This window comes from Pseudomonas sp. YL2, assembly GCF_023063025.1.
Taxonomy (GTDB): Bacteria; Pseudomonadota; Gammaproteobacteria; order Pseudomonadales; family Pseudomonadaceae; genus Aquipseudomonas; species Aquipseudomonas putida_A.
Map to the genome: position 1 here is coordinate 17,012 of NZ_JAJSLU010000006.1, position 22,030 is coordinate 39,041.

The 22,030-nt window shown below is 61.1% G+C and carries 22 protein-coding genes; 20 read left to right on the forward strand and 2 right to left on the reverse strand.

Features of this window, described 5'->3' with window-relative positions; genetic code table 11:
• Positions 1-4 precede the first annotated feature (4 nt).
• The 8 genes from LVD08_RS11065 to LVD08_RS11100 all read left to right on the forward strand — a co-directional run bounded on the left by LVD08_RS11065 (position 5) and on the right by LVD08_RS11100 (position 7,188).
• Positions 5-190 carry a Trm112 family protein gene (locus LVD08_RS11065; protein ID WP_003174668.1) on the forward strand — a complete coding sequence of 62 codons (186 nt, stop codon included), beginning with the start codon at positions 5-7 and terminating at the stop codon, positions 188-190.
• Positions 187-951 carry a 3-deoxy-manno-octulosonate cytidylyltransferase gene (kdsB, locus tag LVD08_RS11070; protein ID WP_247268138.1) on the forward strand — a complete coding sequence of 255 codons (765 nt, stop codon included), beginning with the start codon at positions 187-189 and terminating at the stop codon, positions 949-951. Before LVD08_RS11065 ends, kdsB begins: the two co-directional genes overlap by 4 nt.
• Entirely contained in the window at positions 951-1,415 is a 465-nt protein-coding gene (locus tag LVD08_RS11075; protein WP_007967581.1) for a low molecular weight protein-tyrosine-phosphatase, read from the forward strand. Before kdsB ends, LVD08_RS11075 begins: the two co-directional genes overlap by 1 nt.
• Complete coding sequence (murB, locus tag LVD08_RS11080; protein WP_134787080.1) at positions 1,412-2,431, forward strand: UDP-N-acetylmuramate dehydrogenase; 1,020 nt, start codon at positions 1,412-1,414, stop codon at positions 2,429-2,431. The genes LVD08_RS11075 and murB overlap by 4 nt, the downstream gene beginning before the upstream one ends.
• A 395-nt stretch (positions 2,432-2,826) precedes the next feature.
• Positions 2,827-3,297, forward strand: coding sequence for a (2Fe-2S)-binding protein (locus LVD08_RS11085; protein ID WP_096794874.1), 471 nt, complete (start codon positions 2,827-2,829; stop codon positions 3,295-3,297).
• The gene (locus tag LVD08_RS11090; RefSeq protein WP_247268139.1) at positions 3,294-5,615 is read left to right on the forward strand and encodes a xanthine dehydrogenase family protein molybdopterin-binding subunit; all 2,322 of its coding nucleotides are present in this window, start codon (positions 3,294-3,296) and stop codon (positions 5,613-5,615) included. Before LVD08_RS11085 ends, LVD08_RS11090 begins: the two co-directional genes overlap by 4 nt.
• Positions 5,615-6,595, forward strand: coding sequence for an XdhC family protein (locus LVD08_RS11095; protein WP_247268140.1), 981 nt, complete (start codon positions 5,615-5,617; stop codon positions 6,593-6,595). Before LVD08_RS11090 ends, LVD08_RS11095 begins: the two co-directional genes overlap by 1 nt.
• Positions 6,592-7,188: a nucleotidyltransferase family protein gene (locus LVD08_RS11100; protein ID WP_247268141.1), complete on the forward strand. Its 597-nt coding sequence runs from the start codon at positions 6,592-6,594 to the stop codon at positions 7,186-7,188. The genes LVD08_RS11095 and LVD08_RS11100 overlap by 4 nt, the downstream gene beginning before the upstream one ends.
• Positions 7,189-7,290: 102 nt before the next feature.
• Here the strand turns inward: LVD08_RS11100 and rne are convergent, their stop codons facing one another.
• Positions 7,291-10,527, reverse strand: coding sequence for a ribonuclease E (gene rne, locus LVD08_RS11105; RefSeq protein ID WP_247268142.1), 3,237 nt, complete (start codon positions 10,525-10,527; stop codon positions 7,291-7,293).
• 699 nt (positions 10,528-11,226) lie between these two features.
• Between rne and rluC the strand changes: the two genes are divergently transcribed.
• Genes rluC through sppA form a run of 3 tightly spaced genes read left to right on the forward strand, consistent with a single transcriptional unit; the run spans position 11,227 to position 13,852 of the window.
• The gene (gene rluC / locus LVD08_RS11110) at positions 11,227-12,189 is read left to right on the forward strand and encodes a 23S rRNA pseudouridine(955/2504/2580) synthase RluC (protein ID WP_007950779.1); all 963 of its coding nucleotides are present in this window, start codon (positions 11,227-11,229) and stop codon (positions 12,187-12,189) included.
• Positions 12,176-12,838, forward strand: coding sequence for an HAD-IA family hydrolase (locus LVD08_RS11115; protein WP_064588686.1), 663 nt, complete (start codon positions 12,176-12,178; stop codon positions 12,836-12,838). The genes rluC and LVD08_RS11115 overlap by 14 nt, the downstream gene beginning before the upstream one ends.
• A gap of 24 nt (positions 12,839-12,862) precedes the next feature.
• On the forward strand, positions 12,863-13,852 hold the full coding sequence (sppA, locus tag LVD08_RS11120) for a signal peptide peptidase SppA (RefSeq protein ID WP_027612352.1): 990 nt from the start codon (positions 12,863-12,865) through the stop codon (positions 13,850-13,852).
• Positions 13,853-13,969: 117 nt separating this feature from the next.
• On the opposite strand, the gene LVD08_RS11125 is transcribed toward sppA, so the two are convergent.
• A complete protein-coding gene (locus tag LVD08_RS11125; protein WP_247268143.1) occupies positions 13,970-14,548 on the reverse strand; it encodes a Maf family protein in 579 nt (192 codons plus the stop codon).
• Positions 14,549-14,653: 105 nt separating this feature from the next.
• On the opposite strand from LVD08_RS11125, the gene LVD08_RS11130 reads away from it, so the two are divergent.
• The 9 genes from LVD08_RS11130 to mltG all read left to right on the forward strand — a co-directional run bounded on the left by LVD08_RS11130 (position 14,654) and on the right by mltG (position 22,011).
• Entirely contained in the window at positions 14,654-15,181 is a 528-nt protein-coding gene (locus LVD08_RS11130) for a YceD family protein (protein WP_003204262.1), read from the forward strand.
• A 13-nt stretch (positions 15,182-15,194) separates the two neighbouring features.
• Entirely contained in the window at positions 15,195-15,377 is a 183-nt protein-coding gene (gene rpmF / locus LVD08_RS11135) for a 50S ribosomal protein L32 (protein ID WP_003179396.1), read from the forward strand.
• A 4-nt stretch (positions 15,378-15,381) separates the two neighbouring features.
• Complete coding sequence (gene plsX / locus LVD08_RS11140) at positions 15,382-16,392, forward strand: phosphate acyltransferase PlsX (protein ID WP_080963300.1); 1,011 nt, start codon at positions 15,382-15,384, stop codon at positions 16,390-16,392.
• 122 nt (positions 16,393-16,514) lie between these two features.
• On the forward strand, positions 16,515-17,453 hold the full coding sequence (gene fabD / locus LVD08_RS11145; protein ID WP_247268144.1) for an ACP S-malonyltransferase: 939 nt from the start codon (positions 16,515-16,517) through the stop codon (positions 17,451-17,453).
• 16 nt (positions 17,454-17,469) lie between these two features.
• On the forward strand, positions 17,470-18,210 hold the full coding sequence (gene fabG, locus LVD08_RS11150) for a 3-oxoacyl-ACP reductase FabG (RefSeq protein ID WP_027612356.1): 741 nt from the start codon (positions 17,470-17,472) through the stop codon (positions 18,208-18,210).
• Between the two features lie 196 nt (positions 18,211-18,406).
• A complete protein-coding gene (acpP, locus tag LVD08_RS11155; protein ID WP_003175607.1) occupies positions 18,407-18,643 on the forward strand; it encodes an acyl carrier protein in 237 nt (78 codons plus the stop codon).
• A 108-nt stretch (positions 18,644-18,751) separates the two neighbouring features.
• A complete protein-coding gene (gene fabF / locus LVD08_RS11160) occupies positions 18,752-19,996 on the forward strand; it encodes a beta-ketoacyl-ACP synthase II (protein WP_247268145.1) in 1,245 nt (414 codons plus the stop codon).
• The gene (gene pabC, locus LVD08_RS11165) at positions 19,996-20,811 is read left to right on the forward strand and encodes an aminodeoxychorismate lyase (protein WP_247268146.1); all 816 of its coding nucleotides are present in this window, start codon (positions 19,996-19,998) and stop codon (positions 20,809-20,811) included. Before fabF ends, pabC begins: the two co-directional genes overlap by 1 nt.
• Before the next feature lie 3 nt (positions 20,812-20,814).
• A complete protein-coding gene (gene mltG, locus LVD08_RS11170) occupies positions 20,815-22,011 on the forward strand; it encodes an endolytic transglycosylase MltG (RefSeq protein ID WP_247268147.1) in 1,197 nt (398 codons plus the stop codon).
• Positions 22,012-22,030: the final 19 nt, after the last annotated feature.

A 22,030-nucleotide genomic window follows, 5' to 3' on the forward strand; every position in this document is an offset into this window, starting at 1 on the left:
GTTCATGGACACCAAATTGCTCGACATCCTCGCGTGCCCGATCTGCAAAGGCCCGCTCAAGCTCAGCGCCGACAAGACCGAACTGATCAGCAAGGGCGCCGGCCTGGCCTATCCGATCCGCGACGGCATCCCGGTGATGCTCGAAAGCGAAGCGCGCACCCTGACCACTGACGAGCGTCTGGATAAATGACCACTGCTTTCACCGTTGTCATCCCGTCGCGTTACGCCTCGACCCGCCTGCCAGGCAAACCGCTGCTGGATATCGCCGGCAAGCCGATGATCCAGCATGTCTGGGAGCAGGCGAGCAAAAGCAGCGCCAGCCGTGTGGTGGTCGCGACCGACGATGCGCGCATCGTCGAGGCCTGCAAGGCGTTCGGCGCTGAAGTGGTGCTGACCCGTGAAGATCACAATTCCGGGACTGACCGCCTGGCGGAAGTCGCGGCGAAGCTGGGTCTTGCGCCGGACGCGATCGTGGTTAACGTGCAGGGTGATGAGCCGTTGATCCCGCCGAGCGTGATCGATCAGGTCGCGGCCAACCTCGCCGCCCACACCGAAGCGCGCATGGCCACCCTGGCCGAGCCGATCGAAGACGTCGAAACCCTGTTCAATCCGAACGTGGTCAAGGTCGTCAGCGACCTCAATGGTCTGGCGCTGACCTTCAGCCGCGCCACCTTGCCGTGGGCCCGCGATGCCTTCGCCAAGAGCCGCGACGTGTTGCCGGAAGGCGTGCCGTACCGTCGCCACATTGGCATTTACGCCTACCGCGCCGGGTTCCTTCAGGACTTCGTGAGCTGGGGCCCGTGCTGGCTGGAAAACACGGAATCCCTCGAACAACTGCGTGCCCTGTGGCATGGCGTGCGGATTCATGTCGCCGATGCGTTGATCGCGCCGCCGACCGGGGTCGACACCGTTGAAGACCTCGAGCGCGTTCGTCGCCTGCTGGAGGCCTGATGCGCGTTCTGTTCGTGTGCCTGGGCAACATCTGCCGTTCGCCCACCGCTGAAGGCGTGTTGCGTCACAAACTGCGCGCAGCGGGGCTGGCGGATCAGGTCGAAGTGGCCTCCGCCGGCACCGGTGACTGGCACGTCGGCAATCCGCCGGACAAGCGCAGCCAGGCTGCAGCCAAAGTGCGTGGTTATGACCTGTCGGCGCAACGCGCGCAGCAGGTCAGTCGTGCCGATTTCGCCAGTTACGACCTGATTCTGGCCATGGACAACAGCAACCTGCGCAACCTCAAGGCGCTGCAACCGTCCACCGGCAAGGCCGAGCTGGACCTGTTCCTGCGCCGTTATGCCGGTGTGGTCGATGAAGTGCCGGATCCGTACTACGACGGCGATCAGGGTTTCGAGCAGGTACTGGATCTGATTGAAGCAGCCTGTGACCAACTGTTGATCGAAGTGAAGGGCCGGTTATGAGTTTGCAGCTTCAATCACAGGTTTCGCTGAAACCGTTCAACAGTTTCGGCGTCGACGTTCGCGCGCAGTTGTTCGCCGAGGCCCACAGCGATGCCGACGTGCGCGAAGCCTTGGCCTATGCAACTGCCCATGACCTGCCATTGCTGGTGATCGGCGGCGGCAGCAACCTGCTGCTGACTGCTGATATCCCCGCGCTGGTGCTGCGCATGGCCAGCCGTGGCATTCGGCTGATCAGCGATGACGGCAGCCGCGTGGTGATCGAGGCTGAAGCCGGTGAGCCATGGCACCCGTTCGTGCAGCACACGCTGGCGCTGGGTTTTTCCGGTCTGGAAAACCTCAGCCTGATCCCCGGCACCGTGGGCGCGGCACCGATGCAGAACATCGGCGCCTACGGCGTCGAGATCAAGGATGTGTTCGCCGGGCTGACCGCGCTGGATCGCCAGACCGGCGAGCTGCGCGACTTCAGCCTGGAAGAATGCAACTTCGCCTACCGCGACAGCCTGTTCAAGCAGCAGCCGGGGCGTTGGCTGATCCTGCGGGTGCGCTTCAAGCTCGATCGTGTTGCGCATCTGCATCTGGAATACGGCCCGGTGCGTCAGCGCCTGACCGAGCAAGGCATCGAGCAACCGACACCCAGCGACGTCAGCCGCGCGATCTGCAGTATCCGCAGCGAAAAACTGCCGGATCCGGCGGTGCTCGGCAATGCCGGCAGTTTCTTCAAGAATCCGCTGGTGTCGGCCGCGCTGGTCGAGCAGATCAAGGCGCAGCACCCGGATCTGGTGGCCTATGCGCAAGCGGACGGGCAGATGAAACTGGCCGCCGGCTGGTTGATCGAGCGCGCTGGCTGGAAAGGTTTCCGCGAGGCCGATGCCGGCGTGCATAAATTGCAGGCGCTGGTGCTGGTCAACTACGGCACCGCGACCGGTCTGCAATTGCTGGAGCTGGCGCAACGCATCCAGAAAGATATTGCCGAACGTTTCAATGTCGAACTGGAAATGGAGCCGAATCGCTATTGAGGCTACGCTTCAGGTCGGTATCCAAAGCCCTGCACTGAACAAAAAGTGCAGGGCTTTTTTGTTAACGGTGGGTTAACTTAGCCAGCTAACGATAACCGTCATTTGCTCCACCAAAGGCCCGGTGCAGACGTTCGCGTCGGCACAAGAGAGCCTGTGCCAACCACATATAAGTCAGCGATGATCCTGTGGCGAGGGAGCTTGCTCCCGCTGGGGCGCGTAGCGGCCCCGCTTTCAAGAAGGGCCTGCTCCGCAGTCCAGCGGGAGCAAGCACCCTCGCCACAGGCTCAGTGTTCGGCTTCACTGATGTGTATTGGCCCATTAGCCTGAGTCGATCTGCGTGAACCACCGCCAGTTCTGCTCGACCCCATAACCACTAAAAATATGCGGGCGTGCCCATGATTACCCTGAAACTAAACGGTCAAGACCATTCCCTCGATGTCACGGAAGACATGCCGCTGCTGTGGGCTATTCGTGATGTCGCCGGTTACAACGGCACCAAATTCGGCTGCGGCATGGGCCTGTGCGGTGCCTGCACCATTCATATCGACGGCTTGCCGGCGCGCAGTTGCATCACGCCGATCGGCTCGGTGGTCGGGCAAAACGTCACCACCATCGACAATCTGCACGCCGATCCAGTCGGGCAGGTGGTGCAGCAAGCCTGGCTCGATAGCGCCGTGGCGCAGTGTGGTTTTTGTCAGGGCGGGCAGATCATGTCCGCCACCGCGTTGCTCAAGACCAACCCCGATCCGAGCGACGAGCAGATCGAAGAGGCAATGGTCGGCAACATTTGCCGGTGCGGCACCTACAACCGGATCAAGACCGCGATCCGCCAGGCCTCGACTCACTTGAAGGAGGCCAAGGCATGAGCCGCTTGCCGAATGATTTCGCCCTGAGCAATCTCAGCCGTCGCGGTTTTCTCAAAGGCGTTGGCGCTACGGGCGTATTGGTGCTGGCCGCGAGTTGGGGCTGGCAGGATGCACTGGCTGAAGACGCGCCGAAGAAGTTCGGTGCCGACGGCATGCCCAATGGCTGGATCGACGATCCCAAGGTCTACGTCAGCATCGCCGCGGATGGCACGGTCACCGTGGTCTGCAACCGCTCGGAAATGGGCCAGGGCGTGCGCACCAGTTTGAGCATGGTGGTCGCTGATGAACTGGACGCCGATTGGGCCAAAGTCAAAGTGCAACAGGCGCCGGGTGACGAAGTACGTTTCGGCAACCAGGATACTGACGGTTCGCGCAGCATGCGTCACTGGTATGAGCCGATGCGTCGTTGCGGCGCCGCGGCCCGGACCATGCTGGAACAAGCCGCCGCCGCGCAATGGCAGGTGCCGGTGGGCGAGTGCCAGGCGCAGCTGCACAAAGTCCTGCACAAACCGTCCGGTCACGAGCTGGGTTACGGCGAACTTGCCGCTGCCGCCAGTGCGCTGGCGGTGCCGGCCCGTGACAGCTTGCGCCTCAAGCAGGCGTCGGAGTTCCGCTACATCGGCAAGGAAGGCACCAAAGCCATCGACGGTGCCGATATCGTCAACGGGCGCGCGGTGTACGGCGCGGACGTGCATTTCGACGGCATGCTCTACGCCACCATCGCCCGTCCGGCGGTGTACGGCGGCAAGGTCAAGTCGCTGGATGACAGCGCCGCGCTGAAGGTTCCGGGTGTGCTGAAGGTCATGCAGATCGAGAGCCGTCCGCTGCCTTCGGAATTCCAGCCGCTGGGCGGCGTAGCGGTGATTGCCAGCAATACCTGGGCGGCGATCAAGGGGCGTGAGGCGCTGAAGATCGAATGGGACGACGGCCCCAATGCCAGTTATGACTCGATCGCTTATCGCAAGGAACTGGAAGCAGCGTCGCGCAAACCCGGCAAAGTGGTGCGCAACACTGGTGATATCGACAAAGCCCTGAGCGGCGCCGCCAGCAGCCTCGAAGCGTCCTATTATCTGCCGCATCTGGCGCAGGCACCGATGGAGCCGATGGTCGCCATCGCGCGCTACGACAAAGGTGTGTGTGAAGCGTGGGCGCCGAGTCAGGCGCCGCAGGTAACTCGCGAGCGCATCGCCGAGCGCCTCGGGCTGCCGTTCGACAATGTCACCTTCAACGTCACGCTGCTCGGTGGCGGTTTCGGCCGTAAATCGAAGCCGGATTTCGTCGTCGAAGCAGCGATCCTTGCCAAGGAGTTCCCCGGTAAAGCCGTGCGGGTGCAATGGACCCGCGAGGATGACATCCACAACTCGTATTTCCACACGGTGTCCGCCGAGTATTTGAAAGCCGCTGTTGGCAAGGACGGCATGCCCTCCGGCTGGCTGCATCGCACAGTGGCGCCGAGCATTACGGCGCTGTTCGCCCCGGGCATGAACCATGAAGCGGCGTTCGAACTGGGCATGGGTTTCACCAATATGGCTTACGCGATTCCCAGCGTGCGCCTGGAAAACCCCGAAGCCACGGTGCATACCCGCGTCGGCTGGTATCGCTCGGTGTCGAACATTCCTCACGGTTTTGCGATTCAGAGTTTCGTCGACGAACTGGCGCACAAGGCTGGCGTCGATCCGCTCAAGTACCAGATCAAGTTGCTCGGCCCGGATCGGCAGATCGATCCGCGTACCCTGAGTGAGGAGTGGAACTACGGCGAATCCCCCGAGCGCTACCCGATCAACACCGGGCGCATGCGCACGGTATTGGAAACCGCGGCCAAGGCTGCCGGCTGGGGGCGCCAATTGCCCAAGGGCCGAGGCCTCGGTCTGGCGGTGCATTACAGCTTCGTCACCTATGTGGCGGCGGTGATCGAAGTCGAGGTCAAGGACGACGGTACGCTGATCGTGCACAAGGCTGACATCGCCGTCGATTGCGGGCCGCAGATCAACCCTGAACGTATCCGTTCGCAGTTCGAGGGCGCGTGCGTGATGGGCCTGGGCAACGCGGTGCTGGGTGAAATCAGCTTCAAGGATGGCAAGGTCCAGCAGGACAACTTCCATATGTACGAAGTGGCGCGCATGTCGCTGGCGCCGAAGGAAATCGCGGTGCATTTGGTGACGCCGCCGGGCGACGTGCCGTTGGGTGGTGTCGGTGAACCCGGCGTGCCGCCGATTGCGCCGGCACTGTGCAATGCGATCTTCGCCGCCACCGGCCAGCGCATCCGTAACTTGCCGGTGCGTTATCAGTTGCAGGGTTGGCAGAAGGCGCAGGCGTAATGGACAGCGCCGATCTCAACGTCCTGCGCAGCGTGCTCGAATGGCGCCGCGCCGGGCAGCGGGTGGTGCTGTTCAGTGTGGTGCAGACCTGGGGCACTGCGCCCCGGGCACCCGGCGCGATGCTCGCGTTACGTGAGGACGGCGTGGTGATCGGCTCGGTGTCCGGCGGTTGTGTCGAGGATGACTTGATCGCCCGTCTGCACGACGGGCGCATCGCCAGCGACGGGCCACCGGTGCAACTGATTACCTATGGCGTCACCCGCGAGGAGGCGGCGCGTTTCGGCTTGCCCTGTGGCGGCACGCTGCGCCTGACCGAGGAGCGGGTCGCTGATCCGGCGTGGGTCGCCGAGTTGCTCGCGCGATGTGACGCGCACGAGATTGTCGCCCGCGAGCTGAACATTGAAACCGGTGAAGTGCTGCTGTCAGCGGCGAGCAAATCCGATGTGCTGGAATTCGACGGCAAGACCCTGCGCGCTATTTATGGCCCGCGCTGGCGCCTGCTGCTGATCGGCGCCGGACAGCTTTCGCGGTATGTGGCCGATATGGCCCGGCTGTTGGATTTCGAAGTGCTGATCTGCGATCCGCGTACCGAGTTCGTTTATGGCTGGGAAGAGCACCACGGACGGTTCGTCCCGGGTATGCCGGATGACGCGGTGTTGAGCATTCAGACGGACGAGCGCACAGCCATCGTCGCGCTGACTCACGATCCCCGTCTGGATGATATGGCGTTGCTCACCGCGCTCGATTCGCCGGCCTTCTATGTCGGTGCACTCGGTTCGCGGATCAACAGTCAGAAGCGCCGGGACAATCTGGCTCAGCTGGGCTTGTCAGAAGCTGCCATTGCGCGATTGCACGGGCCGATCGGTCTGAACATCGGCAGTCATTCGCCAGCGGAGATTGCTCTGTCGTTGTTGGCGGAGATCGTCGCGATCAAGAACGGCGTCGAGTTGAAACAGAAGAAAGTCGTGGAGGGCACATGAGTCGATCTATCGCAGTGATTGTGCTGGCGGCGGGCGAGGGCAGTCGCTTTCGCCAGGTTGCCGGTGCCGACAAGGACAAGTTGCTGGCCGATTGCACCGGGCGTGATGGCGCGGTGCTCTCGGTGATCGAGCAAGTGTTGCTGAATCTGCCGGCCAACCTCGACAAGCGGGTGCTGGTGACCACTGAAGCGCGGCCGCAGGCGATGCGCATGGCTCAGGCTTATGGCTGTGACGTGGTCTCGATTGAATCGACCGGGATGGGTGACAGTATTGCGGCTGGCGTTGCGGTTTGTCCGGATGCAGATGGCTGGCTGGTCGTGTTGGGGGACATGCCGTTTATCCTGCCGTCGAGTATTGAGCGGGTGGTGGCGACAATGACCGATGACGCGGTTAGTGTGCCGGTGCAGGAGGGCGAATTTGGGCATCCGGTGGGGTTCGGGCGTTCGTTCGGGCCGGGCTTGCAGGCATTGAGTGGTGATCGCGGCGCCAGGCCTTTGTTCAAGCAGGGCAGGGTGATTGAGGTAGCGGTGGATGATCCCGGGGTGTTGTGGGATATCGATGTGCCTGAGTCTCTGGTATTTCCTCAATCCTGAGCCCTGCATAAATCCTCTGTAGGAGTCGGGGCGATGCTTGAACTGGAGGCATGAAAAAGCCCCGCCTGATTGCTCAGGCGGGGCTTTTTATGGCTTGCGGAATCAGACGAGCGGTTTAGGCTCGTGTTCTTTTTCCTCGGCCGCTTGGTGATGCTCGACCGCGTCCTGAACGGAGCGTGGTGCTTCGGCGATCACCGATTCAACCACCGCTTCTTCAGTCACGGCAGCAACCTCGACCACTTCAGCAGCCGGAGCAGCAGCGGCAGCCAGTTCGGCTTCCTTCTGCAGACGCTCGGCTTCACGCTTGCGGCGACGCACTTCACGTGGGTCGTTTGGTGCACGGCCGTTTGGCGTCAGGGCGCTGACCGGAGCGGCTTCAACCACTGGAGCAGGGGCTTCGGCAACCACTGACGCTTCGACCACCGGTGTTTCAACCACTGGCGCTGGAGCAGGTTCAGCGGCTTCGACCACTGGCGCGGCAGCCTTGGCTTCTTCAACCACTGGGGCTTCAACGACTGGCGCTGGAGTTTCAGCGACGGCAGGCTCGGCAACCCAGTTGAACGCGGTCTGTTCTTCGCGAACTTCACGCACGGTTTCGGTCACGGTTTCAGCGACGGTTTCAGCAACCGGCTCTGCGGCCAAGACTGGCGCCTCAACGGCAGGTTGTGCAGCGGCTTCAACCTGAGGCAGAGTTTCCTGAACCGGTGCCACTTCGACTTCCGGAGCAGCCACCACTTCCACTGGGGTGGTGGCCTCAACGACCGGCGCTTCCACTGGGGCGGTTTCCTGAACAGCGGCGGTGGCGCGTTCGGCTTGCTCGTGAGCCTGTGCTTCGGCCGGAGCGCTGATCACGCTGCTGGCAACAGCGGCAGTGACGGCCAGGCCGGCAGCCAGATCGGCGGCGCTTGGTGCTGTTTCAGCGTTTTCGCCGGATTCGGATTCTTCCGAACCTTCGATCACGTTGCCGTTGGCATCACGCTGACGCTCGCGACGGTTGCTGCGACGACGCTGACCACGGGAGCGACGACGTGGACGATCACCTTCGGCGTTGTCCTGACCGTCTTCCGGCAGTTGCTCTTCGTTGCTGTTCACTTCTTCTTCAGCAACGGCAGCAGCCTGCTCGGCACGCGGTTGACGCTCTTCACGCGGTGGGCGTGGAGCGCGCTCTTCGCGTGGCTGACGGGCCGGACGCTCTTCTGCGACCACAGCGGCAGCGGCAGCCGCTACGGGTGCAGCCGGAGCGGCGTCCAGTGGTTCGCGCAGTTCACGTACACGCTCTTCACGCTCGCCACGTGGCTTGCGGTCTTCGCGCGGCGCACGTGGTGCACGTTCTTCACGCGGAGCGCGGGGTGCGCGTTCTTCGCGAGCGGCCGGTGCTTCGCTGCGGGCTTCACGCGGCTCGCGGACTTCACGGGCTTCACGTGGCTGACGCTCTTCACGCGGCTCGCGTGGGGCGCGCTCTTCACGCGGTGCACGTTCTTCGCGCGGCTTGCGCTCTTCATCACGGCGACCGTTACGGTTGCGGCTCTGCTGACGACCGTTGCGACGTTCTTCGTTGCGGGCCGGACGCTCGGTGGCCGGTTTTTCAACGACGACCGGAGCGGCTGGCTCTTCTTTGGTCGCGAACAGGCTGACCAGCGATTTCACCAGGCCTTTGAACAGGCTTGGCTCTGGCGCGGCAACTGGAGCCGGTGCAGCAGCGGCAGGCGCGGCGACTTCGGTCGGCACCGGCGCATTGGCACGGGCCGGCGCAGTCTTGACCGCGGCTTCCTGGCGAACCAGGGTGCGGGTCGCAGCGGCTGGCTGGACTTCTTCGACTTCGGCAGCGGCAGCAGCGATTTCGTAGCTGGACTGGTTGGTCGCAGCTTCCGGGCTGTCGTCACGCAGACGCTGAACTTCGAAGTGCGGGGTTTCCAGGTGATCGTTCGGCAGAATGACGATACGGGCACGGGTGCGCAGTTCGATCTTGGTGATCGAGTTGCGTTTTTCGTTGAGCAGGAACGCGGCGACCGGGATCGGCACCTGAGCGCGCACTTCGGCCGTGCGGTCTTTCAGGGCTTCTTCTTCGATCAGGCGCAGGATCGCCAGCGACAGCGATTCGACGTCACGGATGATGCCGGTGCCGTTGCAGCGCGGGCAGACGATGCCGCTGCTTTCGCCCAGCGATGGACGCAGGCGCTGACGGGACATTTCCAGCAGGCCGAAGCGCGAGATGCGGCCGATCTGCACGCGAGCGCGGTCGGCTTCCAGGCATTCGCGGACTTTCTCTTCCACGGCGCGCTGGTTCTTGGCCGGGGTCATGTCGATGAAGTCGATGACGATCAGGCCGCCGATGTCGCGCAGGCGCAACTGACGGGCGATTTCTTCGGCGGCTTCAAGGTTGGTCTGCAGGGCGGTTTCTTCGATGTCGCTGCCTTTGGTGGCACGCGCCGAGTTGATGTCGATGGACACCAGGGCTTCGGTCGGATCGATGACGATGGAGCCGCCGGAAGGCAGTTCGACGACGCGCTGGAAAGCGGTCTCGATCTGGCTTTCGATCTGGAAACGGTTGAACAGCGGCACGCTGTCTTCGTACAGCTTGATCTTGCTGGCGTACTGCGGCATCACCTGGCGGATGAAGGTCAGGGCTTCGTCCTGGGCTTCAACGCTGTCGATCAGCACTTCGCCGATGTCCTGGCGCAGGTAATCGCGGATGGCGCGGATGATCACGTTGCTTTCCTGATAGATCAGGAATGGCGCGGAGCGATCCAGCGAGGCTTCTTTGATGGCAGTCCACAGTTGCAGCAGGTAGTCGAGGTCCCACTGCATTTCTTCGCTGCTGCGGCCCAGGCCGGCAGTGCGCACGATCAGACCCATGTCGGCTGGAGCAACCAGACCGTTCAGCGCTTCACGCAGTTCGTTGCGCTCTTCGCCTTCGATGCGACGGGAGATACCGCCGGCACGCGGGTTGTTCGGCATCAGCACGAGGTAACGACCGGCCAGGCTGATGAAGGTGGTCAGGGCGGCGCCCTTGTTGCCACGTTCTTCTTTTTCGACCTGAACGATGACTTCCTGGCCTTCGCTCAGGACGTCCTTGATGTTGACGCGGCCTTCAGGGGCTTTCTTGAAGTATTCGCGGGAGATTTCTTTGAGGGGCAGGAAGCCGTGGCGCTCGGAGCCGAAATCGACAAAGGCAGCCTCAAGGCTTGGTTCGATGCGAGTGATACGGCCTTTGTAGATGTTGGCCTTTTTCTGCTCGCGTGCACCGGATTCGATGTCCAGGTCGTAGAGGCGTTGGCCATCTACCAGTGCAACACGCAACTCTTCGGGTTGAGTTGCGTTAATCAGCATTCTTTTCATGTAGTACCGTCGGTTTCCGGGCTGCCGGAAACGGCGTTCGGCACACACGACTTCTCACGGTCGGTGTCAGGTGCGTCGGGAGTGGTTGGCCATTCCCGTGTCCAGCGATGTCAGGCCAATTGGGCCGATATCGCGACGTACGCGTCCTGCTTGCTGTGGCTACTTAAGCACTCAGTCAGGAGGAGGAATCAACCAGCGGCTGTGGACGAGATGAAGCGTCTTGATAAAGCCTATTGCTACACAGTCCGGCGGTTGTGCATCTCCACCCTACACGTATCCCTGATAATTCGGGTGCTGCCGCGCGCAGAATCCGCAGCGGGTTGGCATTTACCGTGAGCTCCGAAAGGGGAGGTCACGCATCATGGCTAATTCAGGCGATGTTTCCGAAGCTTTTGCTCGGGGTCATCTGCAGCTGACTGCACTTTGTGAACTGGCCTTGAATGTGTGCCTGTCAGGCGAGTGAAAACTCTGCTCGACGGTGTAATTCAGGCCTCATGTCACCTGCGCTTGTTACAACTGCAAACTCCACCGTTACGTAGCGAAAGCCCCGTAGGACGGCCTCGCGTCCTGGTGAATTGCGTTGGTCAGGGCCGGTTTTTGACCGTGGTTCCGCTGTCCAGGCCGCTTTTGGCGGCGTTCGCGACTATAGCAGCAATGATTAAGTGCTTCAATTCCATAAAAATTGTTATCATCCGCGGCATGACAACTACTGCCCCTTCGACTCCAGGCGTTCAACTGCTTGAAGTCTCGCCGGAGTATGCCGGCCAACGAATCGACAATTTCCTGCTAGCCCGGCTCAAAGGCGTGCCCAAGACCTTGATTTACCGCATTTTGCGTAAAGGCGAAGTGCGCGTGAACAAGGGGCGGATCAAGCCAGAATACAAGCTGCAGGCCGGCGATATCGTGCGCGTGCCGCCCGTTCGCGTGCCTGAACGCGACGAACCGGTGCCCTTGGCCCAGGGTCTGTTACAGCGCCTGGAAGCCTCGATTGTCTACGAAGACAAAGCCCTGATCGTGATCAACAAGCCCGCCGGCATTGCGGTTCACGGCGGCAGTGGCTTGAATTACGGCGTCATCGAAGCCTTTCGTCAGTTGCGCCCCGATGCCAAAGAGCTGGAGCTGGTTCACCGTCTCGACCGTGACACCTCCGGCCTGCTGATGATCGCCAAGAAGCGCAGCATGTTGCGGCACTTGCACGCCGCCTTGCGCGGTGACGGTGTCGACAAGCGTTACATGGCGCTGGTGCGCGGCAATTGGGCGACCTCGATCAAGCAAGTCCGTGCGGCGCTGGGCAAGAGCAATCTGCGCTCCGGCGAGCGCATGGTCGAGGTCGACGAGGAGGAGGGCAAGGAGTCGGTGACCGTGTTCAAGGTCCTGCGTCGTTTCGGCGACTTTGCCACTCTGATCGAAGCCAAGCCGATCACCGGTCGCACCCATCAGATCCGCGTCCATACGTTGCACGCCGGGCACTGCATTGCCGGCGACACCAAGTACGGCGATGACGGTTTCAGCAAGGAGATCCGTGATCTGGGCGGCAAGCGTCTGTTCCTGCACGCCTACATGCTGACCGTGCCGCTGCCCGATGGCGGCGAGCTCAAGTTGCAGGCGCCGGTGGATGAAATGTGGGCCAAGACCGTGGAGCGATTGAGTGCGCCCATCTGATTACAAACTGCTGATTTTCGATTGGGACGGCACCCTCGCTGATTCCATTGGTCGGATTGTCGAAGCGATGCATTCTGCGTCCGCGCGTTCCGGTTTCGAGTTGCGTGATGATTTTGCCGTCAAGGGCATCATCGGCCTGGGCTTGCCCGAGGCGATCCGCACCTTGTACCCGGACATCAGCGATGCCGAGATGACCCTGTTTCGCGAGTATTACGCCGACCACTACATCGCGGCAGAAGCCGTGCCTTCGCCGCTGTTCGAGGGCGTAGTGGAGTCGATGGCGTCGTTTCGCGAGCAGGGCTATCACCTGGCGGTCGCGACCGGCAAGAACCGTCGCGGACTGGATCGGGTGCTCAAGGCCAATGGCTGGGAAGATTATTTTGATATCACCCGCGCCGCCGACGAGACCGCAAGCAAGCCGCATCCGCTGATGCTCGAGCAGATTCTCGCGCATTGCGGCGTGCGTCCCGAGCAGGCGCTGATGGTCGGCGATTCGTCCTTCGATCTGCTGATGGCGCGTAACGCGGGCATGGCGTCGGTGGCGGTCAGCTACGGCGCGCAGTCGATCGAGTCGCTGCAGCAGTTCGAACCGCGCCTGTCGATTGACCGTTTTAGTGAATTGCACGCCTGGCTGGGGCAGCAGGCTTAATACGTTTTTGCTGGGGTACAGCGCATGACCGACGAATGGAAAGCACCGGCCAAGGCAAGTGCCGACGACGGTGACGAGAAAAGCTGGAAGCTGCTGGAAAAGACTTTGCTGGCCAGTGTGCAGGAGCAACGTCGCTCGCGGCGTTGGGGGATCTTCTTCAAGCTGCTGACGTTTGTTTATCTGTTTGTTGCGCTGATCCTGTTCACGCCGCTGATGGACATGGAAAAGAGCGCCACCCGTGGCCCGAACTACACCGCGCTGATCGACGTCACCGGCATGATTGCCGACAAGGAGCCTGCGAGCGCTGACAACATCGTCGGCAGCCTGCGTGCGGCCTTCGAGGACAAGAAGGTCAAGGGTGTGATCCTGCGGATCAACAGTCCGGGCGGCAGTCCGGTGCAGTCGGGTTATGTGTATGACGAGATCAAGCGTCTGCGCGGTCTGCACCCGGATACCAAGGTGTATGCGGTGATTTCCGATCTCGGTGCGTCCGGTGCCTATTACATCGCCAGTGCTGCGGATCAGATCTATGCCGACAAGGCCAGTCTGGTCGGCTCCATTGGTGTAACGGCGGCCGGTTACGGGTTTGTCGGCACCATGGACAAGCTCGGCGTCGAGCGTCGCACTTATACCTCGGGCGAGCACAAGTCGTTTCTGGATCCGTTCCAGCCGCAGAAGCCTGACGAGACTGCGTTCTGGCAGACCGTGCTGGATACAACGCACAAGCAGTTCATCAATAGCGTCAAGCAGGGTCGTGGCGATCGCTTGAAGGACAAGGAGCATCCGGAGCTGTTCTCCGGGCTGGTCTGGTCCGGCGAGCAGGCGCTGCCGTTGGGCTTGATCGATGGCCTGGGCAATGCCAGTTCGGTGGCGCGCGACGTAATTGGCGAGAAAGAGCTAGTGGATTTCACTGTGCAGGAATCGCCGTTCGACCGCTTCTCGAAGAAACTTGGCGCCAGTGTGGCTGAGCAGTTGGCGATGTGGATGGGGTTCCACGGGCCATCGTTGCGTTAATTTACCGGTAGATCAAAAGATCGCAGCCTGCGGCAGCTCCTACATGTTTCACGTCCGATCGCGTTTTCGCGGTGGCATGAAGCCTGTAGGAGCTGCCGCAGGCTGCGATCTTTTGCTTTAAGGGATCTGCACGCCCTCGGCCAGCAACATGTCGATCAGGCGAATCAGTGGCAGGCCGATCAGGCTGGTGGCGTCAGGCCCTTCCGTGGATTGGAACAGGCTCACGCCCAATCCTTCGGCCTTGAAGCTGCCGGCACAGTCGTAGGGCTGCTCCAGGCGCAGGTAGCGTTCAATTCGCGCCTCGTCGAGCTGACGCATGTGCACGGTAAATGGCACGCAGTCGACCTGACAGTGGCCGGTCTGGCTGTTGAGCAGGGCCAGGCCGGTGAGGAAGGTCACGCTGGCGCCGCTGGCGGCGAGTAGCTGCTCGCGAGCCTTGTCGAAGGTGTGTGGCTTGCCGATGATCTGATCGCCGAGCACTGCGACTTGGTCCGAGCCGATAATCAGATGAGCGGGATGGCTCGCGGCGAGTGCGCGGGCTTTCTGTTCGGCGAGGCGCTTGACCAGTTCGATGGCGGATTCGCCCGGCTGGTGGCTTTCGTCGATATCCGGCGAGCTGCAGACGAACGGCAGGTGCAGGCGGGCGAGTAATTCCCGGCGATAAGTCGAGCTTGAGGCGAGTAATAAAGGCAGCATTGGCGTCTCCTGAGGCAGGCGCGAATTCTAGCGGAGGCACGCAAGTGACGGACAGGGCACAATTTCCTTTGACATGGGTGGGTGCATCCCTATAATGCTGCGCCTATGTTGAATGACCCGATTCCACCTCACGTTGACCCGCGCAAATTGGCTGACCGTGGCACCACCCTTCAAGGTGAACTGCTGCTGGCCGATTTGAAGAGACTCTGCGACCCGCTTTCCGACGATGTCGGTACGGTGCAGGCCAAATTCGTTTTTGAACGAGATGAACGTAAATCTGTGGTGATCCACAGCTTTATCGACACCGAAGTCAAAATGGTTTGCCAGCGTTGTCTTGAGCTGGTCACCCTGCCGATCCACAGCGAATGCAGTTACGCTGTAGTGAAGGAGGGTGCGAATACCCAGTCGTTACCGAAAGGTTATGACGTGCTGGAACTGGGCGAAGATCCATTGGATCTGCAGTCACTGATCGAGGAGGAGCTTCTGCTCGCCTTGCCCATTGTGCCTGCTCATCATCCGGAAGAATGCCAGCAGCCGGCGGGAGCAGATGAACCCGAACCGAGCGAGGACGAGGTAACGCGGTCCAACCCGTTCAGTGTATTGGCGCAGTTAAAGCGTGACCCAAACGTTTAGGAGTTAATCAATTATGGCTGTTCAGCAGAACAAAAAATCCCGCTCTGCCCGTGACATGCGCCGTTCGCACGACGCTCTCGAGGCTAGCACCCTGTCTGTAGAAAAAACCACCGGTGAAGTTCACCTGCGTCACCACGTATCGCCAGAAGGCGTTTACCGTGGCCGTAAAGTGATCGACAAGGGCGCTGACGAGTAATCACTTGTCCGCTCAAGTCATCGCGATTGACGCAATGGGCGGGGACTTCGGTCCCCGCAGCATTGTTCAGGCCAGCCTTGCTTGCCTTTCTGCTACGCCCTCGCTGCACCTGACCCTCGTCGGTCAACCCTCCCTACTTGAAGAACTGATCAACGGCCAATCGGCTGCCGATCGCGCGCGCCTGACGATTGTCCCGGCGTCTGAAGTCATCACCATGGACGAAAAGCCGACCCAGGCCTTGCGTGGCAAGCCGGACTCGTCGATGCGTGTCGCCCTTGAACTGGTGCGTGATGGCAAGGCTCAGGCCTGTGTCAGTGCCGGCAATACCGGGGCGTTGATGGCGCTGTCGCGATTTGTGCTCAAGACCTTGCCGGGGATTGATCGGCCGGCGATGGTGGCGGCGATTCCGACGCAGAAGGGTTATTGCCAGTTGCTCGACCTGGGCGCCAACGTCGATTGCAGCGCCGAGCATCTATTGCAGTTCGCGGTGATGGGCTCGGTGGCGGCGCAGACGCTGGGCATCGCCCGGCCGCGTGTCGCGTTGCTGAATATCGGCACCGAGGACATCAAGGGCAATCAGCAGGTCAAGCTGGCGGCGACCTTGTTGCAGGCGGCGCGCGGCATTAACTACATCGGTTTTGTCGAGGGCGATGGCCTGTATCGCGGCGAGGCGGATGTGGTGGTCTGTGACGGTTTTGTCGGCAATATCCTGCTCAAGTCCAGCGAAGGCCTGGCGACGATGATCGCCGCGCGCATTGAGGCCTTGTTCAGGAAAAACTTTGCTTCCCGCGTGGTAGGTGCTTTGGCCCTGCCATTGATGAAGCGCCTGCAGGCGGATCTCGCACCGGCGCGACATAACGGCGCAAGCTTCCTCGGCTTGCAGGGTATCGTGGTGAAAAGTCACGGTTCGGCCGGGGTTCAGGGTTTTCAGAGTGCAATTCAGCGCGCGCTGATCGAGATTCAGGAGAACCTGCCCGAACGCCTCCACGGCCGTCTGGAGGATCTGTTGTCTTAGGCGTTTTCGTCGGACAATGCTTAAATGTGACCGCCCGGTTCAAAGGGCCATCCAACTGTCAGTTTCTTGCGTCCCCCAGTGGGGCGTCATTTTCGACGACAAGATCATTAGGGGCTTGTTACATGTCTGCTTCCCTCGCATTCGTCTTTCCAGGACAGGGTTCGCAGTCCCTCGGCATGCTGGCCGAGCTGGGCGCGGAATATCCGTTGATCCTCGAAACCTTCAAAGAAGCCTCCGCTGCTCTGGGCTATGACCTGTGGGCACTGACCCAGCAGGGCCCGGAAGAGCTGCTCAATCAAACCGACAAAACCCAACCGGCCATTCTGACCGCTTCGATCGCCCTGTGGCGTCTGTGGCTGGCTGAAGGTGGCGCGCGTCCGGCATTTGTTGCCGGTCACAGCCTGGGTGAATACAGCGCGCTGGTTGCTGCCGGCAGCCTGAGCCTGGCCGACGCGGTGAAGCTCGTTGAGCGCCGTGGCCAGTTGATGCAGGAAGCCGTTCCGGCCGGGCAGGGCGGCATGGCTGCGATCCTCGGTCTGGAAGATGCTGATGTGCTGGCGGCCTGTGCCGAAGCGGCGCAGGGCGAAGTGGTCAGCGCGGTGAACTTCAACTCGCCAGGCCAGGTGGTTATCGCCGGTGCCAAGGCTGCGGTCGAGCGTGCCATCGAAGGCTGCAAGGCCCGTGGTGCCAAGCGTGCCATGCCGTTGCCGGTGAGCGTGCCTTCGCACTGCGAACTGATGCGCCCGGCTGCCGAGCGCTTTGCCGAATCCATCGCCGCCATCGACTGGCAGGCGCCGCAGATCCCGGTGGTACAGAACGTAAGCGCGCAAGTGCCGGCCGACCTGGACACCCTCAAGCGTGATCTGCTCGAACAACTGTACAAGCCGGTTCGCTGGGTTGAATCGGTTCAGACGCTGGCTGCCAGAGGCGCTACCAGTCTGGTCGAGTGCGGCCCGGGCAAAGTGCTGGCCGGTCTGAACAAACGTTGCGCCGAAGGCGTTTCGACTTCCAACCTCAACACCCCAGACGCTTTCGCTGCCGCCCGTGCAGCGCTGGCCTGAATCAGGAGAAACTTGCATGAGTCTGCAAGGTAAAGTTGCACTTGTCACCGGTGCAAGCCGCGGTATTGGCCAGGCTATCGCACTGGAACTGGGTCGTCAGGGCGCCATCGTTGTTGGCACCGCGACCTCCGCCAAGGGTGCCGAGGCAATTGCTGCCACGCTCAAGGAGCACGGCATTCAAGGTACCGGTCTGGAACTGAACGTCACCAGCGACGAATCCGTTGCCGCCGTGATCGCGAGCATTCAGGAGCAGTTCGGCGCGCCGGCGATTCTGGTCAATAATGCCGGCATCACCCGCGATAACCTGATGATGCGCATGAAAGACGATGAATGGTATGACGTGATCGATACCAACCTGAACAGTCTGTATCGCCTGTCCAAGGGCGTTTTGCGTGGCATGACCAAAGCGCGCTGGGGCCGAATTATCAGTATTGGCTCGGTGGTGGGTGCCATGGGCAACGCAGGCCAAGTAAACTATGCAGCCGCCAAGGCCGGTCTGGAAGGTTTCAGCCGTGCGATGGCGCGTGAAGTCGGTTCGCGTTCGATTACGGTCAACTCGGTAACCCCGGGTTTCATCGACACCGATATGACCCGCGAACTGCCTGAAGCACAGCGTGAAGCCTTGCAGACGCAGATTCCGCTGGGCCGTCTGGGGCAAGCTCAAGAGATCGCCTCGGTGGTCGCTTTTCTTGCATCCGACGGTGCGGCATACGTCACCGGGGCTACAATCCCGGTGAACGGTGGGATGTACATGTAAGTAAAATGTGACGGATTGCTTCAAAAAAATGTCATACGAGCTGTCTAAAATCCGTTATAAAGCTGCAATCTATTTATAGGCAGAGGGCCGCAGGGTTTGAGGAGTGAAGCTTTCAGTTGAAAAGCTGAAAAGCCTTTCTATACACTTACCCACTGGCCAGCTGCCTGAATTTGTCCATTAGGAGTGAAAACAAGGTATGAGCACCATCGAAGAGCGCGTCAAGAAAATCGTTGCCGAGCAACTGGGCGTTAAAGAAGAAGAAGTGGTCAACACTGCTTCCTTCGTTGAAGACCTGGGTGCCGACTCCCTTGACACCGTTGAGCTGGTGATGGCTCTGGAAGAGGAATTCGAGACCGAAATCCCTGACGAAGAAGCTGAGAAGATCACTACTGTACAAGCTGCAATCGACTACGTTACTAGCCACCAGGCGTAATAGTTTGTAATCGTTGTCTGCTGTCATGGAAAAACCGCACTGCCATCATGGCGTGCGGTTTTTTCTTTAGGCCTGATGCAAAGTCGTCATTTGAAAAAGGAGAGTGCTGTGTCGCGTAGACGCGTCGTAGTCACCGGTATGGGTATGTTGTCGCCACTGGGCACGGATGTGCCGAGCAGTTGGCAGGGCATTCTGGCTGGCCGCAGTGGCATTGGTCTGATCGAACACACCGACCTTTCTGCCTATTCCACCCGTTTTGGCGGCTCGGTAAAGGGCTTCAATGTCGAGGAATACCTGTCGGTCAAGGAAGCACGCAAGCTCGACCTGTTCATTCAGTACGGTCTGGCCGCGGGTTTTCAGGCTGTTCGCAACGCCGGTCTGGAAGTCACCGACGCCAACCGTGAGCGCATTGGCGTGGCCATGGGCTCGGGCATCGGCGGTCTGACCAACATCGAAGAAACCAGCCGTACCCTGCATGAGATGGGCCCGCGTCGAATTTCGCCATTCTTCGTGCCAGGCTCGATCATCAATATGATTTCCGGTTTTCTGTCCATCCACCTGGGTGCACAGGGGCCGAACTACGCCATTTCCACTGCTTGTACCACCGGTACGCACTGCATTGGCATGGCCGCGCGCAACATCATGTACGACGAAGCCGACGTAATGATCGCCGGTGGTGCCGAGATGGCCGCGTGCGGTCTGGGCATGGGCGGCTTCGGCGCGTCCCGTGCGCTGTCGACCCGCAACGACGAGCCGACTCGCGCCAGTCGTCCATGGGACAAGGGTCGTGATGGCTTCGTGCTGTCTGACGGTGCCGGTGCGCTGGTACTCGAAGAACTCGAGCACGCCAAGGCCCGTGGCGCCACGATCTACGCCGAGCTGATCGGCTTCGGCACCAGTGGCGATGCGTTCCACATGACGTCGCCACCCGCTGATGGCGCCGGTGCAGCCCGCTGCATCACCAATGCGCTGCGCGATGCGAAGATCAACATCGACCAGGTGCAGTACATCAACGCCCACGGTACTTCGACCCCGGCCGGCGACCTTGCCGAAGCCAACGCGATCAAGACCGTGTTCGGTGAGCACGCCTACAACCTGGCGGTCAGCTCCACCAAGTCCATGACCGGTCACCTGTTGGGTGCGGCGGGCGCGGTCGAGGCGATCTTCAGCGTACTGGCGATCAACAGTCAGGTGGCACCGCCGACCATCAACCTCGATGAGCCGGATGAAGGCTGCGATCTCGACTTCGTGCCGCACACTGCGCGCAACATGGACATCGATGTCGTACTGTCCAACTCGTTCGGGTTTGGCGGCACCAACGGTACGTTGGCATTCCGCCGGTTCGCCGGTTGATGGACAGCTGGGTCGACGGTCAACCGGCTGACGCTCTGTCGCTGAAAGATCGCGGCCTGGCTTACGGTGATGGTCTGTTCGAGACCATTGCCGTGCACGGCGGCCAGCCGGTATTGCTGGATCGTCACCTGACGCGTTTGGCCGAGGGCTGCTCGCGTCTGGCCATCGCCGCGGATATCGAGCGGGTTCGCAGCGAGCTACTGGCTTATGCCGCGGCAATGGGCGAGGGCGTGCTCAAGCTCATTCTCACCCGAGGCGACGGCTTGCGCGGCTATGCACCCGATCCTGCGGCGCAGGGCCGACGCATTCTGCAAGGCACCCCGCCTGCTGTTTATCCTGCCGTGCATGGCGAGCAGGGCGTGCGCCTGTTTCCCTGCGTCACGCGGTTATCCAACCAGCCGTTGCTGGCCGGTCTCAAGCATCTGAATCGTCTGGAACAAGTACTCGCCCGCGCCGAATGGCACGATGGCGAACATGCCGAAGGCTTGATGCTTGATCAGGCCGGGCGCGTCATCGAAGGCGTATTCAGCAACCTGTTTCTGGTGCGCGACGGCGTACTGATCACCCCGGATCTGAAGCGCTGTGGCGTGGCCGGTGTGATGCGAGCTGAAATATTGTTTCAGGCCGAGTCATTGGCCATCCCCATCCAAATCACCGACATCAGCCTCGAACAGCTGCAATGGGCTGATGAAGTCTTTATCTGCAACAGCGTGTATGGCGTCTGGCCGGTACGCGCCTACGCTGCACTGAGCTGGCCGGTTGGCCCGCTCACCCGTAAACTGCAAACCATTGCCCGTGCGCTACTGGATGCCTGATTCGTGAGACGTAAACTCTTGCTGCTGCTGGAAACCGGACTGGTTCTGGCAGGGCTGCTGATGGGCGCCAGCGCCTGGAAAATTCATTCGGCGCTGGAACAGCCCCTGAACATCACGCAGGAAGAACTGCTGGATGTGCCGAAAGGCTCGACACCGACCCGTACCTTTCTTCAACTTGAAACCGATGGGGTCATCAAGGACGCCTTCTGGTTGCGCATCTACTGGCGCTTCAATCTGGCTGGCACACCGATCCATACCGGCGAATACCGCATGCAGCCGGGCATGACCGTGAACGGTCTGATCGACTTGTGGCAGCGTGGCGAAGTGGTGCAGTACAGCCTGACACTGGTCGAGGGCTGGAATTTCCACCAGGTCCGTGCCGCGCTGGCAAAAGACGAAAAGATCGAGCAGACCCTCAAGGGCTTGAGCGACAGCGAAGTGATGGAGAAAATCGGCCATCGCGGGCTGTTCCCGGAAGGGCGATTCTTCCCGGATACCTACCGCTTTGTGCGCGGTGTTTCCGACGTCGAATTGCTGAAGAAAGCCTTCGACCGCCTCGACGAGGTGTTGGCCAAGGAGTGGGAGAACCGCTCGGCTGATGCGCCGTACAGCGAGCCATATCAGGCGCTGATCATGGCCTCGCTGGTGGAAAAGGAAACCGGTGTGCCGCAGGAGCGTGGGCAGATTGCCGGCGTGTTCGTGCGTCGCATGGCGCTGGGCATGCAGTTGCAGACCGACCCGACCGTGATCTACGGCCTGGGCGATCGCTACACCGGCAAGTTGACCCGAGCTCATCTCAAGGAGCCGACGCCCTACAACACCTATGTGATCCCCGGATTGCCGCCGACGCCGATTGCCATGGTCGGTCGCGAGGCGATTCATGCCGCGCTCAATCCGGTGGAAGGTAACAGTCTGTATTTTGTTGCCCGTGGCGACGGTAGCCATGTGTTCTCCGATGATCTGGATGCGCACAACAGCGCGGTGCGCGAGTTCCAGCTCAAGCGCCGCGCCGATTACCGCTCCAGCCCGGCCCCGGCAAATACGCCGGCCGCTCCGGCTACTGCGACCGAGGAGGCGACTCCTGCGGCATCTCCTGATACCACGCCTGAAGCGCTGCCACAGGTTCCCGCTCAGGAACCCGCGCCGACGCCGGCTCCTGCTGCCGAACCCGCGACGACCGCACCGCAGAACGCGCAATGACTTTGATTAAGGACTGCCT

Bases quoted from the DNA above. Each gene is read 5' to 3' on its own strand.
- LVD08_RS11065 (WP_003174668.1), top strand. From the start codon at position 5: ATGGACACCAAATTGCTCGACATCCTCGCGTGCCCGATCTGCAAAGGC.
- kdsB (WP_247268138.1), top strand. From the start codon at position 187: ATGACCACTGCTTTCACCGTTGTCATCCCGTCGCGTTACGCCTCGACC.
- LVD08_RS11075 (WP_007967581.1), top strand. From the start codon at position 951: ATGCGCGTTCTGTTCGTGTGCCTGGGCAACATCTGCCGTTCGCCCACC.
- murB (WP_134787080.1), top strand. From the start codon at position 1,412: ATGAGTTTGCAGCTTCAATCACAGGTTTCGCTGAAACCGTTCAACAGT.
- LVD08_RS11085 (WP_096794874.1), top strand. From the start codon at position 2,827: ATGATTACCCTGAAACTAAACGGTCAAGACCATTCCCTCGATGTCACG.
- LVD08_RS11090 (WP_247268139.1), top strand. From the start codon at position 3,294: ATGAGCCGCTTGCCGAATGATTTCGCCCTGAGCAATCTCAGCCGTCGC.
- LVD08_RS11095 (WP_247268140.1), top strand. From the start codon at position 5,615: ATGGACAGCGCCGATCTCAACGTCCTGCGCAGCGTGCTCGAATGGCGC.
- LVD08_RS11100 (WP_247268141.1), top strand. From the start codon at position 6,592: ATGAGTCGATCTATCGCAGTGATTGTGCTGGCGGCGGGCGAGGGCAGT.
- rne (WP_247268142.1), bottom strand. From the start codon at position 10,527: ATGAAAAGAATGCTGATTAACGCAACTCAACCCGAAGAGTTGCGTGTT.
- rluC (WP_007950779.1), top strand. From the start codon at position 11,227: ATGACAACTACTGCCCCTTCGACTCCAGGCGTTCAACTGCTTGAAGTC.
- sppA (WP_027612352.1), top strand. From the start codon at position 12,863: ATGACCGACGAATGGAAAGCACCGGCCAAGGCAAGTGCCGACGACGGT.
- LVD08_RS11125 (WP_247268143.1), bottom strand. From the start codon at position 14,548: ATGCTGCCTTTATTACTCGCCTCAAGCTCGACTTATCGCCGGGAATTA.
- LVD08_RS11130 (WP_003204262.1), top strand. From the start codon at position 14,654: ATGTTGAATGACCCGATTCCACCTCACGTTGACCCGCGCAAATTGGCT.
- rpmF (WP_003179396.1), top strand. From the start codon at position 15,195: ATGGCTGTTCAGCAGAACAAAAAATCCCGCTCTGCCCGTGACATGCGC.
- fabD (WP_247268144.1), top strand. From the start codon at position 16,515: ATGTCTGCTTCCCTCGCATTCGTCTTTCCAGGACAGGGTTCGCAGTCC.
- fabG (WP_027612356.1), top strand. From the start codon at position 17,470: ATGAGTCTGCAAGGTAAAGTTGCACTTGTCACCGGTGCAAGCCGCGGT.
- acpP (WP_003175607.1), top strand. From the start codon at position 18,407: ATGAGCACCATCGAAGAGCGCGTCAAGAAAATCGTTGCCGAGCAACTG.
- pabC (WP_247268146.1), top strand. From the start codon at position 19,996: ATGGACAGCTGGGTCGACGGTCAACCGGCTGACGCTCTGTCGCTGAAA.